Genomic DNA, 16,706 nt, shown 5'->3' on the forward strand with positions numbered 1-16,706 from the left:
TCACTCCCCCGCTTCCGGGCGGGGCATGACGAAGGTGAGCGCCGCGAGGGTGTCCGTGCCGTCGTTGCGCAGGACGGCCCGCGCGGTGGCGTCGTGGACCAGGCACTGCGCGGTGCCCCAGGCCACGGGGGCGCCGTCGAGGCGCACCCGGCCCCCGTCGGGGACCCTGAGCCCGTACAGGACGCGCAGCGTGCCGTCGCCGGCACCAGGAAGTTCGCGGTGCTCGCCGGGTGGCAGGACGAGGAGTTCGGCGCGTCCGTCGGCCACGGTGGCCTCCGGGATCGCGGAGAGCAGGGCGGTGGCCAGCGGGTGGGCCTCGTACGCGGCGGCGGTCCAGGCACCGTCGGCGTGGAGGACGACGGATGAAGCAGCGGCGTCGTCGAGTTCGGCGAGCACCTTGGCGCGGCCGTTGTCCAAGACGTCGGCGAACCAGAAGTCCGCCGGGTCGAGGGTTGCCGCAGGGCGTCGTGCCATGACGGCGCGGAGCTTGTCGGCCTCCGCTTCCCTCTCGCCTTCGGTGCGCAGGAAGAGGGCGTGGTCGGCGAAGGACTTCTCCCTGGTCATCCGGTGCCGCTGGTAGGTGGCGTCGAAGGGGGCCTTGTAGTCCTGGTAGTGGCAGTGCTCGACGAGGACGCCGGGGACGGGGCGGAGCCGGTCCAGGCGTTCGGCGATGTCGAAAACCCATTTCTCGACCTCCCACTGCTGGAAGACCGTGGGGGTGAAGTAGCCGAGGGTGTCGTACCAGGGCCGGGTGACCATGGGGAAGTCGCAGGAGCCCTCGGGGTATTGGCCCGCGTCGAAGTAGAGGCAGAGCACCCCGTCGGGGTGGAGGGCGGTCAGTTCGGTGAGGCGGGCGTCGAGGGCGGCGTCCCAGCCGTGGTCGATGTAGAGCTGGTCGTCGTTGGCCATCATCAGCACGTCACCGGCCGCCTCCTCGGCCAGCCGGTTCCAGGCGCGCGGGACGCCGACGGGAGGGCCGACGCGCAGGACACACCGTCCGATGCGGCCGAAGCGCCACCGGGCCCGCTCGAACAACGCCTGGTAGGCGGCGAGTTGGGGATCGTCGGAGTCGACGTAGAACAGCGCCTCGATACGGCCGGGGGCGGCGGCGGTGCGGGCGACGCTGTCAAGGAAGCGCTCGACGTTGCCGACGCGCTCGCGGGTCGGGCACAGCAGGGACAGGACCCGGGGCGGGGTGGCGGCGTGGTACGCGCCGGAGAACGGGAAGCGCAGCCGGGAGATCCGGCGGCGGGGTGCGAGCCGCAGCGCGTGGTCCAGGCTCTGGCGGGCGCGCAGGCTGGCGTTGACGACGCCCACCACCCAGGCGTCCGCGCCGTCGGCCGTGCGCAGGGCGCGGGTGGCGATGTCCTGGAGGTCGCGTCCCCGGAAGCGGGCGGCGTGCCCGAGCAGCAGCCGGCCGAGGTCCTTCAGCGGTGCGCGGTCAGCCATCGGCGCTCTCCTCCCCTGCCGCGACCTGCTGGGCGATCCACGGGTATGTACGCTCCAGGCCGGCCTGGAGCGTGGTGCCGGGCTCCCAGCCGAGGAGCTGCCGGCAGCGGGTGTTGTCGGAGCTGCGTCCACGTGGCCCGACCGGCCGGTCCGGGGCGAAGGCGCAGCGCACCTTCTTGCCGGCGACGTGGGCGATCCGGTCGACGAGGGAGGCGATGTCGATGCGTTCCTCGGAGCCGATGTTGAGGGGTTCGGTCACCTCGGAGCGGGCGAGGCGTATCAGGCCTTCGACGCAGTCGTCGATGTAGCAGTAGGAGCGGGTCTGGGTGCCGTCGCCCCAGACCTCGATCTCGCCCTCGTCGCCGTCCAGCCGGGCGACCTTGGTGCAGAGCATGGCCAGTGACTTGGCGCGGGGGCCGTCGAACTCGCCGACGGGGCCGTAGATGGCGTGCAGCCGGGCGATCTTGATGTCCATGCCGTGGCTCTTGCGGTAGGCCTTGCACAGGAGTTCGGTGGTGAGCTTCTCCCAGCCGTACTCCATGTCGGGTTCGGCGGGGAAGACCCGGTGCTCGGCCAGTGGCGGGGCGTCGGGTTCGCGCTGGAGATAGCCGGGATAGACGCAGGCCGAGGAGGTGTAGAGGGTGGTGCGGACACCGGCCGCCCGGCAGGCCTCGATGGTGTGGGTGGAGATCAGCAGGTTGTCGTGGAGGATCTCGGCGGGTGCCTGGTGGGTCCAGCCGATGCCGCCCATGTTGGCGGCGAGCGCATAGACGGTGTCGGCTCCGGCGACGGCGCACCGGGCCTGCACCGGGTCACGGAGGTCGACGGTGACGAACTCCTGGGCGGCGGTGGGTTCATGGCGTGGGTGCGCCAGGTCGGCGCCGCGGACCCGGTGCCCCTCGCGGACGAGACGTCGTACGAGGTGGGAGCCGATGAAGCCGCCGGCTCCGGTCACCACGATCAGTGTCACGGTGTCTCTCCCTCAGTCGTCGTGGCTTCGGCCGTCGTGGCGGGCCGGCGTCGTGCCAGGGCCAGCCGGGTGCGGTCCGCCTCCCGGCGGGCGGCGCGGCCGACGTCGTCCCGGCGGGCACGGCCGCGGTCCAGGGCGGCCCGTAGCGCGGGCAGCGGGCGGGCAGGGTCGGCGGTCACCGCGCGGATGCAGTCGTCGAGGGCGGCCAGCCGGTCCCGTACCTGCCCGCCGTCGATGCGGCGGGGGTCGAAGCGGGCGCGCAGCACGGGGCGTTCGCCGGTGGTGGCCTCCAGGACGAGGGGGTAGCCCTCGTCGACGAAGGCCCGCGGTTCCTCCACCCGCAGCCCGCCCGCCTCATGGCCGTCGGCGATACGGGCGGGGAAGTTCTCGACGACCACGATGCTGTCGAAGAGCCCGTCGCCCCAGCCGAGGCCGAGGCCGCGTTCGACGCGGCTGAGCGGGACGTGCGCGTGCGCCGACAGGGTGGTCAGGTCGCGCTGGATGCCGCGCAGCCACTCCACGACGCCCTCGGCCCCGCCACAACGGACGTGCAGCGGAAGGGTGTTGATGAACATGCCCACGCATTCGGCGACGCCGGGCAGGTCGTCGGGGCGTCCGGAGAGGGTGGTGCCGAAGACCACGTCGTCCTGGTCGCAGTGGAGGGAGAGCAGGAGGGCCCAGCCCCCGTGGAGCACGGCGGCCGGGGTCAGCCCATGACGGCGGCAGAACGCGGTCAGTCGCCGCCCCGTGTCGGGGGCGACGTGGTGTTCGCGTTCGCCGCGCCGTACGGCGACGACCTGACCGTCCCGGCAGCCGGGCCCGGCGACGCGGGTGGGCGCGGGCACTCCGGCGAGGTGGCGTCGCCAGAACGTCTCGTCGATGCCTTCCTGTTCGGCCAGGCGCTGCACATGGCCGGAGAAGGGCGGCCGGGCGGGCGGCGCGGGGGTGCCTCCGGCGCGCAGGAGGGCGTAGCAGTCGAGGACATCGCCGAGGACGAGCTGCTGGGACCAGCCGTCGAGGACGAGGTGGTGGTGGGTCCACACGCAGCGGTACGCACGATCGCCGTCCCGGAAGAGCGCGAGCCGCATCAGGGGGGCGCGGGTGAGGTCGAATCCCCGCTCGCGGTCGGTGTCGAGGAAGCTGGTGAACTCCTCGTCCCGTACGGCCTCCGGGGTGCCGCGCCAGTCGTATGTGTCGACGGCGACGCGGGCGGCGGGGTCGGTGACCTGGACGGGCAGGGAGCCGGCGTCCCAGCGGAAGCGGGCGCCGAGCGCGGGGTTGGCGCCGACCACGGCCTGCCAGGCGGCGTCGAAGGCGGGAACGTCCAGGTCCCCGATGAGGCGGCAGCAGACCTGGACGACGTAGGCGCCGGGGGTGCTGCCGCCAACGGAGTGGTAGAGCATGCCCTGTTGCATGGGGGTCAGGGGGTGTTCGGCCGCATTGGGCTCCGGTACCGGATCCGGTGGTGCCACCGGCACGGCGCGTTCGGCGACCGCCGCGAGGGTGCGGGCGTCGAAGAGGTCCTGGGCGGCGACGGCGAACCCGGCGTGCCGGGCCTTGGCGACGACGACGATGGCGTGGACGGAGTCACCGCCGAGCGCGAAGTAGTCGTCGTCGGCGCCCACTTCACGGACTTCCAGCACTTCCTCCCACACAGCGGCGAGGACGCGTTCGGCGTCGGTACGGGGCGGGCGGTGGGGAGGCCGCTCCTCGGCCGGGACGCCGCCGGGGTCGTCGCCGGGGTCGTCGGCGAGCCACTGCGCGAGCAGGGCGCGCCGGTCCTCCGACAGACCGGCGATGCGGTCGTCATGCCCGGACATCGTCACCTCCTGGTGCGGGACGGCTCTCGCGGAGCGCCGAGGCCGCCTCGGCGTCGGTCAACGCCTCGACTCTGTCGAGCAGTTCGGCCAGTCGCTGCTCCCGGGCGGCGGCGTCCAGCCGGTCGTGGTCGACCTTGCCGTGGGGCGTGGTGGGCAGGGCGGGCAGCCGGACGAGCCGGGCGGGGACCGCGTACGGGGGCAGCCGGTCGGCCAGCAGGGCGGTCAGTTCGCGCTCGGGCGGCGGGTCCGCCGGGTCGGCCGGAACCCAGTACGCGACGAGCCGCCGCCCACCCCCCGCCACCGGCCGGTCCACGACGGCCGCCTCGCGCACACCGGCGTGGGCGGCGAGCACATGCTCGGCCTCCCCTGGTTCGACGCGGTGGCCCCGGATCTTCACCTGGCGGTCGGCGCGTCCCGCCAGGAGCAGGACGCCGTCCGGCCGGTGCCGCGCGAGGTCGCCGGTGCGGTAGCGGCGGGCGCCGGGCATGTCGGGGTCGGGGACGTAGGCGGCCGCGGTGGCCGCGGGCCGGCCGAGGTAGCCCCGGGTGACGCCCGCGCCGCCGACGTACAGTTCGCCGGGCACCCCGGGGGGTGCGGCAAGCGCGTCGTCGACCACGCGGGCGGTGAGCCCGGGAAGGGGGATGCCGACGGGGATCGGCTCCTCGCCGGGTACGACGTCGTGGGCGCAGCAGCCGACCGTGGTCTCGGTGGGGCCGTACTCGTTGACGAGCGTCGCGCCGGGGGCGAAGGACCGCAGGGCGCGGACGTGCCCTGCGTGCAGCGGTTCGCCTCCGGCCACGACGGTGCGCAGCGCGGTCGGCGCGGTGAGCCGGTGGCCGAGAGCGGCCAGGTGCGCGGGGGTGATCTTGAGCAGGGTGTGGTGGCCGGCGGCCAGGGCGTCGCCGAGGGCGGACGGGTCGTCGGAGTCGGCCAGTTCGGCCCGCCCGCCCGCGGCGAGGGGCGCCAGCAGCGCGGTGACGGTCAGGTCGAAGGCGAGCGACGAGTGGACGGGCGACACGGTGTCCGGACCGAGACGGTAGCGGTCGACTGCCCAGCGCAGGTAGTGGGCCAGGGCACGCTGAGGGACGCCGATGGTCTTGGGGGTGCCGGTGGAGCCGGACGTGGCCATCACCGCGGCCAGGTTCTCGGGGTGGACGGGCACGGGGGCGGCCAGGGGTGCGCCGAGGTCGTCCGGGTCCACGACGGGCAGGCCGCAGGTGCGCAGCGAGGTGTCCGCGTCGGCGGGCAGGACAAGCAGGCGCGCCCCGGCCTCGGTGAGCACCTGCCGCTGTCGCAGGGGCGGATGGGCCGGGTCGAGCGGGAGGTAGGCGGCTCCGGTGTGGAGCACGGCGAGCAGTGCCACTACGGTGTCGGTCCGGCGGCGGGCCCGGATCCCGACGACGGTGTCCGGTCCCGCGCCGGCGGCCCGGAGCGTCGCGGCCAGCCTGGCGGCCCGGCGGGCGAGGGCGCCGTGGCTGGTCTGCCCGTGCTCGTCGGCGACGGCGATCCGGTCCGGGTGCGCGGTGGCAGGGGCGGTCAGCAGGGCGTGGACGGACGCTTCCCCGCGCCCGGCCGCCGCCGGGGCTGGGCGATGTTCCGTCAACGGGGCATCGCGATAAGCACGGTGCGGGTGTTCGGCGGCTGCCGCGAGCGCCCGCGCGTAGTACGCGGCGTACTCCTCGATCTGGGCGTCGGGGAATTCGCGCGGATCGGACTCCAGCAGCAGCCGCAGTCCGCCGCCGTCCACGGTGTCGACGTTGAAGTGCGCCGTGAGCGGTACGTACGTCTGGTCGGGGGCCTGGAGGCCGGAGACCGTCATACCGTCCAAAGCGGCGAGTTCACGGTAGAGGCGGAAGTGGGTGAACACGAAGAGGGTGTCGAAGAGTTCGGCGGCCCCGGCGTCGCGCTGGGCTTGGACGAGCGGATAGCGGCGGTACTCCCCCGCGCGTGCCTCGGCGGCGTGTGCCGCGCGGGCCAGGTCCGCCCAGGTGCCGCCGTCGACGCGGTGCCGGAGCGGCAGGATGTTGTTGAACACCCCCACGACCCGGTCGCCGTCGTGCCGTTCGGGGCGGCCGTGGGTCTCGACGCCGGTGATGACGTCGGGATCGCCCGACAGCGCCCGCACGATGCGCAGGTGGACGCCGAGCAGAACGTGCTTGAGCCCGATGCCGAGTTCGGCGGCGAGGGCCGACAGCGCCGTGGCGACACTGTCCTCGACCGGCACCACGCGCCGGTGCCGACGGATCCCCTCGCCTGGCGTCGGGAGCGGTCGGCGGGGCAGGGGGTGGGGCCGGGCGCCCGCGAGTTCGCGCCGCCAGAACTCCCGGTGTGCGGGGTCGTGCCGGGCGGCCCGCTCCAGGGCGACGAACGTCCGGTAGCGGGTGACGGGAGCCTCGAGGGGTGCCCCCCAGTAGTCGCGGAGGAGTTCGGTGAGCACGATGGCCACGCACCAGCCGTCCAGGGCGAAGCTGCTGACGGTCAGCCGGAATCCGTCGGCACCCGCGTCATGGGCGGTGAAGCGCACGAGGGGCCCAGTGGTGACATCGAAGGGGCGGGCGCGCTCGTCGTGCAGCCACGCCTCGAAACCGGCCGGGCCAGGGTGGATCAACACCTCGAGCGGCACCGGCAGTTCGCCCCACACCAACTGCGTGGGTTCGGCGTAGGAGACGAGGTCGAAGGAGGAGCGCAGATAGGGGTGGCGCCCCAGCAGCCGCTCCACTCCCGCGGCGAGGAGCTTCCGGTCGAGCGGTGCGGAGACGGCGACGCTGGTGACATAGACCTCGTAGCCGGGGTCCTGTTCGCGGTGGAAGAGCACGGCGCGCTGCGCCATGGACATCGGGTACGCGTCCTCCAGGCCGGGGCGCCCGGCGGCTTCGGGACAGAGCGTGAACGGTGCGGGGTCGGCGGGCACATCACCGTGGTGCGGCCCCTGTTCGTCGAGGTGGCGGGCGAGGGCCCGTACGGTCGGCAGGCGCAGCAGGTCGGTGACGGTCACCGGCAGGCCGGCGTCGCGGCAGGCCGCGACCACGCCGAGGGCCCGGACGGAGTCGCCGCCCAGTGAGTAGAAGTCCTGGTCCACGCCGACGCCCGCGCGGCCGAGGCGGTCGGCCCACACGCGGGCGAGAAGGTGCTCGGTCCCGGTGGCCGGCGGCTCGCCGCCGTCCGCGGCGGGTACGGCCGGGCGGGGCAGGGCGCGGCGGTCGAGCTTGCCGGCGGCGGTGAGGGGCAGCCGGTCCAGCAACGTGACGGTGGCGGGCATGAGATGGTCGGGCAGTCGCTCGCGCAGCGCGTCCCGCAGCGTGTCCGCCGTGATGGCCGTGGATGCCGGTACCGCATAGGCCGCCAGGGTGCCGTCGTGGGCGACGACCGCGGCGTCGGCGACGCCGGGCAGGCCGCGCAGCATCCCTGCGGTCTCCTCGGGTTCGACCCTGATGCCGCCGATCTTCACCTGGTCGTCGGTGCGCCCCCGGAACACCAGCGCCCCGTCGGTCCGGCGCCGGACGAGGTCCCCGGTGCGGTAGCGGCGCCCGCCGCCGGGTGCGGGCAGAAAGCGGACGGCGGTACGGGCGGGGTCGCCGAGGTAGCCGCGAGCGAGGCAGTCGCCGCCGAGGTACAGCTCGCCGGGCACCGGGCGCGGCAGGGGCCGTAGCCGCTCGTCGAGCACGGCGGCGGTGGTGTTGGCGATGGGGAACCCGATGGGGACGGGCCCCGGTTCGGAAGCGCGGCAGTGCCAGGCGGTGACGTCGATGGCGGCCTCGGTGGGCCCGTAGAGATTGTGGACCTCGGCGTCGAGCAGCCGGGCGGCACGGACGACCTCGGGCGCCGGCAGCTCCTCGCCGCTGCACACGACGCGGCGCAGGACGGGCAAGGAGGCGCCGGATCGGGCCAGTTCGGTGAGGAAGGGGGTGAGCACGGATGGCACGAAGTGGACGGTGGTGGCCTCCTCGCGGGCGAGGAGCCGGGCGAGCCGGTCGGGGTCGCGGTGACCGCCGGGCGGGGCGATGACGAGCGTCCCTCCGGCGGTCAGGGGCCACAGCAGTTCCCACATCGAGACGTCGAAGGTCACCGGCGTCTTGTGCAGGACCCGTTCGCCGGGCGTCAGTTGATAGGTGTCCTGCATCCACAGCAGGCGGTTGACGATGGCCCGGTGTGGGACGAGGACGCCCTTGGGGGTGCCGGTGGACCCGGAGGTGTAGATCAGGTATGCGGCCTGCTCGGGGTGCACGGGCGCCGAGAACCGCTCATGGCCGCTGCTCGCTTCCCGGACGGTCAGCGTGCGCACACCGAGCTGTGTCGCCGCGGCTTCGGTGAGGACGAGGCGTGCCCCGGCGGAGGCGACGGTCGCGGCCAGCCGCTGCGGCGGGTCCTGCGGGTCCAGGGGAAGGACGACAGCCCCGGCGTGCAGGATGCCGAGGTAGGCGACGGGCAGCCACGGTCCGCGCTCGACGAGGACGGCCACGGGCTGCTCGGAGCCGACCCCTTCGCGGCGGATCCTGGCGGCGAGGGAGGTGGCCGCACGGTGCAGGGCGGCGTGACTGAGGTGGTGTGCGGTGCCGTCGTCGGCGGGTGCGACGACGGCCGTGCTCCCGGGATGGCGTCGGGCCGCTGCGGCGACCAGGCCGTGCAGGGAGGTGGCGGGGCGCGGAACGCGCGGGCCGGCGAGGGGACGCTCGCCGCCCGTCAACGCGAGGGATTCCACGGGTGCTTCGGGGTGATCGGTCGCCGCCCGCAGCAGGTGAACCAGCGCCTCGCCCAGGGCGTCGATCGTGGCCTCGGTGAACAGATCGGTCCGGTATTCCCAGACCCCTGTGATCCCGTCGCCGGTCCGGGCCATGTGCAGGGAGAGGTCGAGCTGCGACCACCGGCGCGGCAGCGGCAGCGACTCCATGTCGAGGGCGCCGACGCGCAGCCGCCCCGGAACGCCCAGCGCCAGCGCGCGGTATCCGTCGGCCTGGTCGCCGGACTCCCCGTATTCGCGCTGGAACACGAACAGGCTCTGCACGAGCGGCGGACGGTCCGGTGTGCGGTCGGGCGCCAGCCGGGAGACCAGCGTCCCGAAGGGGTGTCCGCCATGCTCGACCGCCCCCAGTACGGTCCGCCGGGTGCGCCGCAGCAGGGCGGTGAATGTCTCGCCGGGCTCCCGGGTGGAGCGCAACGGCACGGGGTTGACCAAGTAGCCGACAGCCCCTGCCGCTTCGACGGTGTCGCGCCGGGCCAGGAGGGTGCCGACGAGGAGGTCGGACTGTCCGGTGAGGCGGTGCAGGAGCAGTTCGTAGCCTGCGAGCAGTGCGGTGAAGAGAGTACAGCGGTGGCGCCGGGCGAGCTCGGTCAGCTGCGCGGTGAGGTCCGGGGGGAGCCGGAGGGTGCGGGTGGCTCCGGCGAAGGCACGTACGGCGGGGCGCGGGGTGTCGGTGGGCAGGTCCAGGGCGGGCGGTACGCCGTCGAGCGCCTGCCGCCAGTACGCCCAGTCGTCGTCCACCGTCGGCTCGCACAGCGGAAGATCTGCGCTGTCGCAGGGGCGGGCGAGGTCGGTGAGCAGTACCACCAGGGACCAGAAGTCGGCGACGAGGTGATGCGCCGCGAGGAGCAGGACGTGGCCGCCGTCCCTGCGGAAGAGCGTGAACCGTACGGGCGGTTCGCCGCCCGGAAGGTCGAAGGGCCGGTCGCCCAGCGCGGCCAGCTGCGCCCGGAACCCGGCGTCCGGCATGCCGGTGGCGTCGCGTATCTCCAGCCGTGGCCCGCCCGGCTCGGTCCGGCACACGGGCTCGCCGTCGCGGACCGCGAAGCGGGTGCGCAGCGCGGGGTGGCGGCGGACGACGCGGTCGAACGCCGCCGTCAACTCCCGCTCGTCGACCGTCCCGTGGAGGGTGAGGGCGCGGACGAGATGATAGGCGGCCGAGTCCGGGGCGAGGGCCTGCTCGTACCACAGGGCGCGCTGCCCGTGGGTGAGCGGCCGCCACTCGCCGGAGTCCGGGCGCCCCGGCTTCCCCGCCCGGGGGGCGGCGAGGACCAGCTCCGCAAGTTGCCGGTAGGTCAGGTCACCGAGGAGGGCGGTGGCGGGCAGGGTCACGCCGTAGGCGGCCTGGATGCGGTGGTGGAGGCGGAGGGCGGCCAGCGAGTCCAGGCCGAGGGCGCTCACCGGCTCGTCGATGCCGGGCAGAGATCCGCTCAGGCCCGCGGCGGCATTGTCCCGCAGCGCGGCGGCCAGGGTCTCCGGGTCGGTGGTGACCGGCAGTTCGGGCTCCGGGCCGTCGCCGGCCGGGAGTCGGACGGCCGTGTGGACGGGCAGGGAGCCGTCGAGGAAGGCGGTGCGGCAGCGGCCGCGACGGACCTTGCCGCTGGTGGTCTTGGCGATGCCGCCCCGGCGGAGCACCACGAGGGTGTGCAGGGCGATGCCGTGCCGGTGCGCGAAGGCGGCGCGGACGGCCTCGGCCACGGCGGCCGGGTCAGCAGTGCGATAGGAAGTCAACTCGCAGCAGAGGACCAGGTGTTCCTCGCCGTCCTCGGGCACGGTGAACGCGGCCGCGCAGGTGGGCCGGATCGCCGGGTGGGCCTCCTCCGCCGTCCGTTCGAGGTCGTGCGGGTGGTGGTTCTGGCCGCGGACGACGACAAGGTCCTTGAGGCGGCCGGTGAGGTACAGCTCGCCCTCGTGCACCGCGCCCAGGTCTCCGGTGCGCAGGAAGGGGCCTTCTTCGCTGCCGGTGAGGCGGGCGGCGAGCAGGGGCCGGGACTCCCGGGGGCGGTTCCAGTAGCCGCGCGCGATGCCCGGTCCGCGTACCCAGACCTCGCCGACCCGGCCGTCCGGGCAGGCGCGGCCGGTGGCGGGGTCGACGACACGGATGCCGGTGTCGAGGCCGGGGGTGCCGTTGCTGACGAGTTCGGCTCCGGGTTCCCCGGAGCCGGCCGGACGGATGTGCCCGGTACGCAAGGCGGCCCGGTCGGCGGTCAGGGTGCGGGGCGGGCGTCCCTTGGTGCCGGAGGCGACGAGCAGGGTGGCCTCGGCGAGCCCGTAGGTGGGGAAGTGCGTGCCAGGTGCAAAGCCGTGCGTGGCGAAGCGGTCATTGAAGCGGCGCAGCGTGTCGGCGCGTATGGGCTCCGCACCGTTGTAGGCGACCTGCCAGCGGGACAGGTCGGCTCCGGCGAGTTCGTCGTCGCCGATGCGGTCGACGCACAGGTCGTAGGCGAAGTTGGGGCCGCCGCTGGTGTGCGCGCCGTAGCGGGAGACGGCCCGCAGCCAGCGGGCGGGGCGCTGGAGGAAGGCCAGGGGCGGCATCAGGACCGACAGGGAACCCAGGTAGAGGGGTTGCAGCAGGTTCGCGACGAGGCCCATGTCGTGGAAGAAGGGTGCCCAGCCGACGAAGACGGAGTCCCGGTCGTGGCCGCAAGCCGCCTCGATGGAGCGCTCGTTGGCGAGCAGGTTGCCGTGGGAGACCATGACGCCGCGCGGCTGCCGGGTCGACCCGGAGGTGTACTGGAGGAAGGCCAGCTCGTCCGGGCCCGCCCCGGGGTCGCGCCAGGCGTCGGCGGCGGAGTCGGGGATGCCGGCAACATCCAGCGTAGCCGGCCCCGTTGGGGCTGAGGCCAGGGCGAGGGCCGGGCGGGCGTCGTCGCGGATGCCCGCCAGCCGTTCGGCGCCCGGTCCGGGGCGCGGCTCGTCGCAGGGCACGGCGACCGCGCCGGCGTACAGGCAGCCGAGGAAGCCCTGGACGTACTCCGCGCACGAGGGGTAGGCGACGAGCACGCGTTCACCGGCGAGTCCGCGGTCCTGGAGGATGGCGGCCACGGCGCGGGCGCGCCGGTCGAGGCCGGCGAAGGTGAGGCGGACGGTCTCCGTCTCGCCGTCGGGCAGGAAGGCGTAGGCGGGCCGGTCCGGGGTCAGCGCGGCATGCCGGCGGGCGACGTCGACGATGCTGCGCGGCGGGCTCATTCGGGACGCGGGCATGCTTCCCCCTCCTGTCCCATTTCCTGGCCCATCGCCTCGGCCTGCTCGAGGGCTTCGAGGATCGCGTCCCGCTCGGCGCGTTCGCGGAAGTCGTCCACGACCGTGGCGAGCGCCGCGATTTCGAGGGCCTGGTAGACCCGGCGCACGGGGAGGTCGACGGCGAACTCCTCGACCACGCGGGAGTGGAACTGGGTGACCATCAGGGAATCGCCGCCGAGGTCGAAGAGGTTGTCGTGCACACCGATGGTCGCCGGCGGCACCTTGAGCAGGGCGGCGAGGAGCCGGGCGAGGGTCCGTTCGGTCGCGGTGCGCGGTTGCTGTCCGGCGGGCGGACGGTGGGCCGCGGGGTCGGGCAGGGCCGCCGTGTCGACCTTGCCGTTGCGGGTCAGGGGGATGGCGGCGAGGGGGACCACGGCGGCCGGTACGAGGTAGCGGGGCAGCCGCTCGGCGAGGTAGGCGCGCAGCCCGGAGGCCTCCGCGTCACCGACCACGTAGGCGGCGAGGTAGGTGCGGTCGCCGTCGGTGCGCGGAACGACCACGCAGTCGCGGACGGCCGGGTGGGTCAGGGCGGCGGCCTCGGTCTCGGCGGGTTCCACCCGGTACCCGCGGATCTTCACCTGTGCGTCGGAGCGGCCCAGATAGCCGAGTTCACCGCCAGGCAGGACGCGTGCAAGGTCGCCGGAGCGGTAGCGCCGGCCCCCCGGAAGATCACCGGTGTCGTCCGGCAGGAAGCGCAGGGCGGTCAGGCCGGGCCGGCCGAGGTAGCCGCGGGCGAGCCCCACGCCGCCGACGAACAGTTCGCCCTGCCCTCCGGTCTCGGCGGGACGGCCATGGGCATCGAGCACGTCGACGTGTTGTCCGGGCAGGGGGACGCCGATGGGGCTGCCGGTCCGGTCGGCGGCCGTGAGGCGCCGGGCGGTGACGTGGACGGTGGTCTCGGTGATGCCGTACATGTTGACCACGGCCGGGCGCCGCTCGCCCATGGCCTCCCACCACGATGCCAGCCGGGCCGGGTCGCACGACTCCCCGCCGAGCACGACGAGTTCGAGCGCGGCCGGCGGGCGGGCAACAGGCAGGAGCTGCCGGAAGGCACCGGGCGTCCGGCTGAGGACGGTGACCTGTTCGTCGCGCAGGAGCGCCCACAGTTCGTCGGGGGCACGGGCGGTGTCCGGTGGCACCATGACGAGCCGGCCGCCGCCGGTGAGCGCACCCCACACCTCCCACACGTGGAAGTCGAAGGCCGCCGGGTGCGTCGCCGACCAGGTCCCGGATGCCGCAGGCAGAACTTCCCGGCAGGCGGCCAGCAGGCCGGTGATGTTGGCGTGGGTGACGAGCACACCCTTGGGGCCGCCGGTGGAACCGGAGGTGTAGACGACGTAGGCGAGGTTGCCGGGCCGGGCCTGAAGGACGGCCGGTACGGGGGTGTCGGCCGGGAGGACAGCACCGACGTCGATGCGCTGGAGCGGCGGGAGTTCGGTGTCGGAGACGACCAGCTTGAGTCCGGCGTCGGCGGCGACGGCGGCGCGGCGGGAAGCCGGGTCGCCGGGGTCGAGGGGCAGGAAGGCCGCACCGGACATAAGCACGGCCAGGGCGCCGATGACCCACTCCGGGCCCGGAGGCAGGCACACACCGACGAGCCGTTCCGGTCCGGCGCCGTGCGCGCGCAGGACGGCCGCAAGCCGACGGGCGTGCCTGACCAGCGCACCGTAACTGAGCTGCACTCCCCCGCAGCCGACCGCGATGGCGTCGGGGTGCCGGGCGGCAGCCTCGGCGACCAACCGGTGCAGGCAGTCGTGCCCTTCGCGCTCCTGGCGCGGAGACGGGGACCTGTGGCGAGCAGGGGTTTCGCGGTCCGCGAGGGCGTCATGGAGCCGGGCGAGGATCTCCTCGGCCACAAAGTCCGTGAGCCGGCCGGGATCGTACTCGAGCTCCAGGGCGATGGAGCCGTCGGGCCGCTCGGTGGCGGTGAGGGCCAGCGGGAATTTGGGCGCCACGGGCGGCGAGGGCAGCGTCTCGGCCTCCAGCCCGGGAAGGTCGACAACGGTCCGCGGAGTGTTCTGGAAGGCGAACGAGGCCGAGAACAGCGGGTGTTCGGCGAGGGACCGTTCCGGCCGCAGCGCCTCGACCAGGCGCTCGAGGGGAACATCCGGCCCGTCGAGGGTGTCCTGCACGTCCTGCTGCACGCGGGCGGCGAGCTGTATGAGAGCGTCGGCGGTCAGACGCAGCGGGACGATACCGGCGAAGCAACCGATCAGCGGCTCCAGTTCGCTGCGGGACCGCCCGGCCACCGGCACCCCCACGACCAGGTCGCGCTGCCCGGACAGACCCGCGAGGGCGAGCCCGTAGGCGGCCAGCAGCAGCGGGAACAGCGTCAGGCGGTGCGAACTGCCCAGCGCACGCAGCTCCTTGACCAGACCGGCCGGCAGTTCCGACCGCCGGACACCCGCCGACACGCAGGGTTCGGCGGTGGGCGGGCCGAGCAGGTCCAGGCCGGGCGGGGCACCGTCCAGTCGCTGCGCCCATGCGGCGAGCCGCTCGGCGCAGGCAGGGTCATCGGCCTGCCGGCGCTGCCAGGCGGCGAAATCAGCGTATTGCAGAGGGAGTTCGGCAGCTCCGCACGGCGTGCCCATGGAGTATGCGCGGTAGTACGTACCCAGTTCGCCGAGCAGGACGCCGAGGGACCAGCCGTCGGCGGCGATGTGGTGGCGGGTCAGCAGCAGCCGGTGCTCCCCGGGCGCCAGCCGGACGAGCCGGGCCCGCAGCACCGGCCCGGTGGCGAGGTCGAAGGGCCGCCGCGCCTCTTCGGTGGCCAGCCGGGCGAGGACGGCCGGACGGTCGCGGTCCGGGATCCCGGAGAGGTCGGTGAGGGGAAACTCCGGGGGGCGGAAGGGGTCGACGACGGGCCGGGGGCGTCCGCGGCTGATGGCGTAGCGGGTGCGCAACACCTCGTGGCGGAGTGTCACTTGGGCGAGGGCGAAACGCAGGGCGGCCGGGTGCAGCGTCCCATGGAGGGCGATCTCCAGGGGGATGGTGTACGCAGTGTCGCCGGGGTGGAACTGGTGCAGCAGCCAGAGCCGTTCCTGGGCGAACGACAGCAACGCCGGTCCGTCATGGCGCGGGATGCGCCGCTCGGCGCGCAGGTGGGCGAGGAGTTCGTCCCGGTGAGCGCGGATCGTCGCGAGCAGGTCGTCGGTCAGGACGCCCTGGGGGGCGCGGCAGCGGAGTTGGTCACCGTCCGCGGTGAGGGTGACCTGCCGGCCGCGGAGTTCGGTGAGGAGGTCTGTGATGGCGGGTGCGGTCACAGGATCACCTCTTCCTGGTCGGACGGTGCGTCGCCGGGCTCGCCGGGCGGCTGTTCGACGGCGGCGGCGAGCGCCGCGACGGTGGGTCCGGCGAACATGCGGGCCATGGGAATCTCCACTCCGTAGGAGTCCCGCAGATGCGACAGCAGACGCAGGGCGAGCAGCGAGTCGCCGCCGAGCTCGAAGAAGTCGTCCTCGGCGCCGACCTGTTCCAGGCCGAGCAGATCGCGGAACCAGTCGGCGATGGCGAGCTGGGCGGGCGTCTTCGGTGCCGCGTACGGTGCGGTGAGGGCGTCGCGGTTGCGGGCGGCGGCCGGGGCGATGCTCAGGCCGCCGATCACGGCGATGTGGTCGTCGGTGGTGTACGCCTCGTGCCGGGCGAGGAGTTCACCGAGGTCGCGGGTGGAGACGAGGACGCCCGGGCCGGTCTCCGCGGCGAGCAGCCGGGCGAAGAGCTCGACGCCCTCCCGTGGAGCGAGCGCGCCGAGGAGGTCCTCCCCGGGCCGTACGGGCAGATCGGCGCCGGTGCCGTACCGCTCGGTCAGGCGGCGCTGGGCGGAGGCCCACATGCCGGACTCCTGCCAGTCGGTCCAGGCGATGGCGAGCGTCCTGCCGGGGCGGCGGGCGGCGCGGTGGGCAGCGAAGGCGTTGAGGAATTCGTTGCCCGCGACATAGCCGACCTCACCGAACTTCAGCTTGTGCAGCACCGTCCCGATCGAGGAGCACAGGACGAGGAAGTCCGGCTCGCGACCGGCGAACACCTCGTCCAGAACGAGCGCGCCGGTCAGTTTGGCGGCGATGGCAGCGTCGGTGGCGGCCCGGTCGCGGCGTTGGATCATGCCGGCGGTGTCGGGCACCCCGGCAGCGTGCACCACGCCGCGTACGGGCCCGTGGGTGCGTTCCACCTCGTCGACGAGGGCCCGCATGGCGTGCCGGTCGGTGAGGTCGGCCCGGCGCAGGACCACGGTGCCGCCCGCGTCGGTGATGCCGCGCAGCCGCCGGACGATCGTCGTGTCCGGGTGGGTGGCGGGGAGAGCATCCCAGCCGGCGGGATCGGGAAAGGGGCGTCGGTGGGTGAGGACGACGGTGGCGGGTGCACGCCCCAGGTACTCCGCGAGGTGCAGCCCGATGCCGCCGAGTCCGCCGCAGACGAGGTGGACGCCACCGGGCGTCAACGGGACGGGCTCGGGCAGTGGTTGACGCGTCCAGGAAGGAACGAAGCG

General features: G+C 74.2%; 6 protein-coding genes (1 of these 6 running past the window's edge). All 6 read right to left on the reverse strand.

The window, feature by feature from the left end:
- Tightly spaced (each overlapping or abutting the next), the 6 genes in view from ACIHFE_RS25280 to ACIHFE_RS25305 form a layout consistent with a single transcriptional unit that may run on beyond the window.
- Window positions 1-1,449 (reverse strand): aspartyl/asparaginyl beta-hydroxylase domain-containing protein, encoded by a 1,449-nt coding sequence (locus tag ACIHFE_RS25280; protein ID WP_400109897.1) that lies wholly within the window; start codon window positions 1,447-1,449, stop codon window positions 1-3.
- Entirely contained in the window at window positions 1,442-2,419 is a 978-nt protein-coding gene (locus tag ACIHFE_RS25285; protein WP_400109899.1) for an NAD-dependent epimerase/dehydratase family protein, read from the reverse strand. Before ACIHFE_RS25285 ends, ACIHFE_RS25280 begins: the two co-directional genes overlap by 8 nt.
- Window positions 2,416-4,239: a condensation domain-containing protein gene (locus tag ACIHFE_RS25290; protein WP_400109901.1), complete on the reverse strand. Its 1,824-nt coding sequence runs from the start codon at window positions 4,237-4,239 to the stop codon at window positions 2,416-2,418. The genes ACIHFE_RS25285 and ACIHFE_RS25290 overlap by 4 nt, the downstream gene beginning before the upstream one ends.
- Window positions 4,226-12,181 carry an amino acid adenylation domain-containing protein gene (locus ACIHFE_RS25295; protein WP_400109903.1) on the reverse strand — a complete coding sequence of 2,652 codons (7,956 nt, stop codon included), beginning with the start codon at window positions 12,179-12,181 and terminating at the stop codon, window positions 4,226-4,228. Before ACIHFE_RS25295 ends, ACIHFE_RS25290 begins: the two co-directional genes overlap by 14 nt.
- Entirely contained in the window at window positions 12,163-15,483 is a 3,321-nt protein-coding gene (locus tag ACIHFE_RS25300) for an amino acid adenylation domain-containing protein (RefSeq protein ID WP_400109905.1), read from the reverse strand. The genes ACIHFE_RS25295 and ACIHFE_RS25300 overlap by 19 nt, the downstream gene beginning before the upstream one ends.
- Window positions 15,480-16,706, reverse strand: partial view of an SDR family NAD(P)-dependent oxidoreductase gene (locus ACIHFE_RS25305; RefSeq protein ID WP_400109906.1) — the 3' end only. 4,149 nt of this gene lie beyond the right edge of the window; only the last 1,227 of its 5,376 coding nucleotides appear in the window; its start codon lies off the right edge, out of view; the stop codon is at window positions 15,480-15,482. The genes ACIHFE_RS25300 and ACIHFE_RS25305 overlap by 4 nt, the downstream gene beginning before the upstream one ends.

The organism is Streptomyces sp. NPDC052396, assembly GCF_044593195.1.
Taxonomy (GTDB): domain Bacteria; phylum Actinomycetota; class Actinomycetes; order Streptomycetales; family Streptomycetaceae; genus Streptomyces.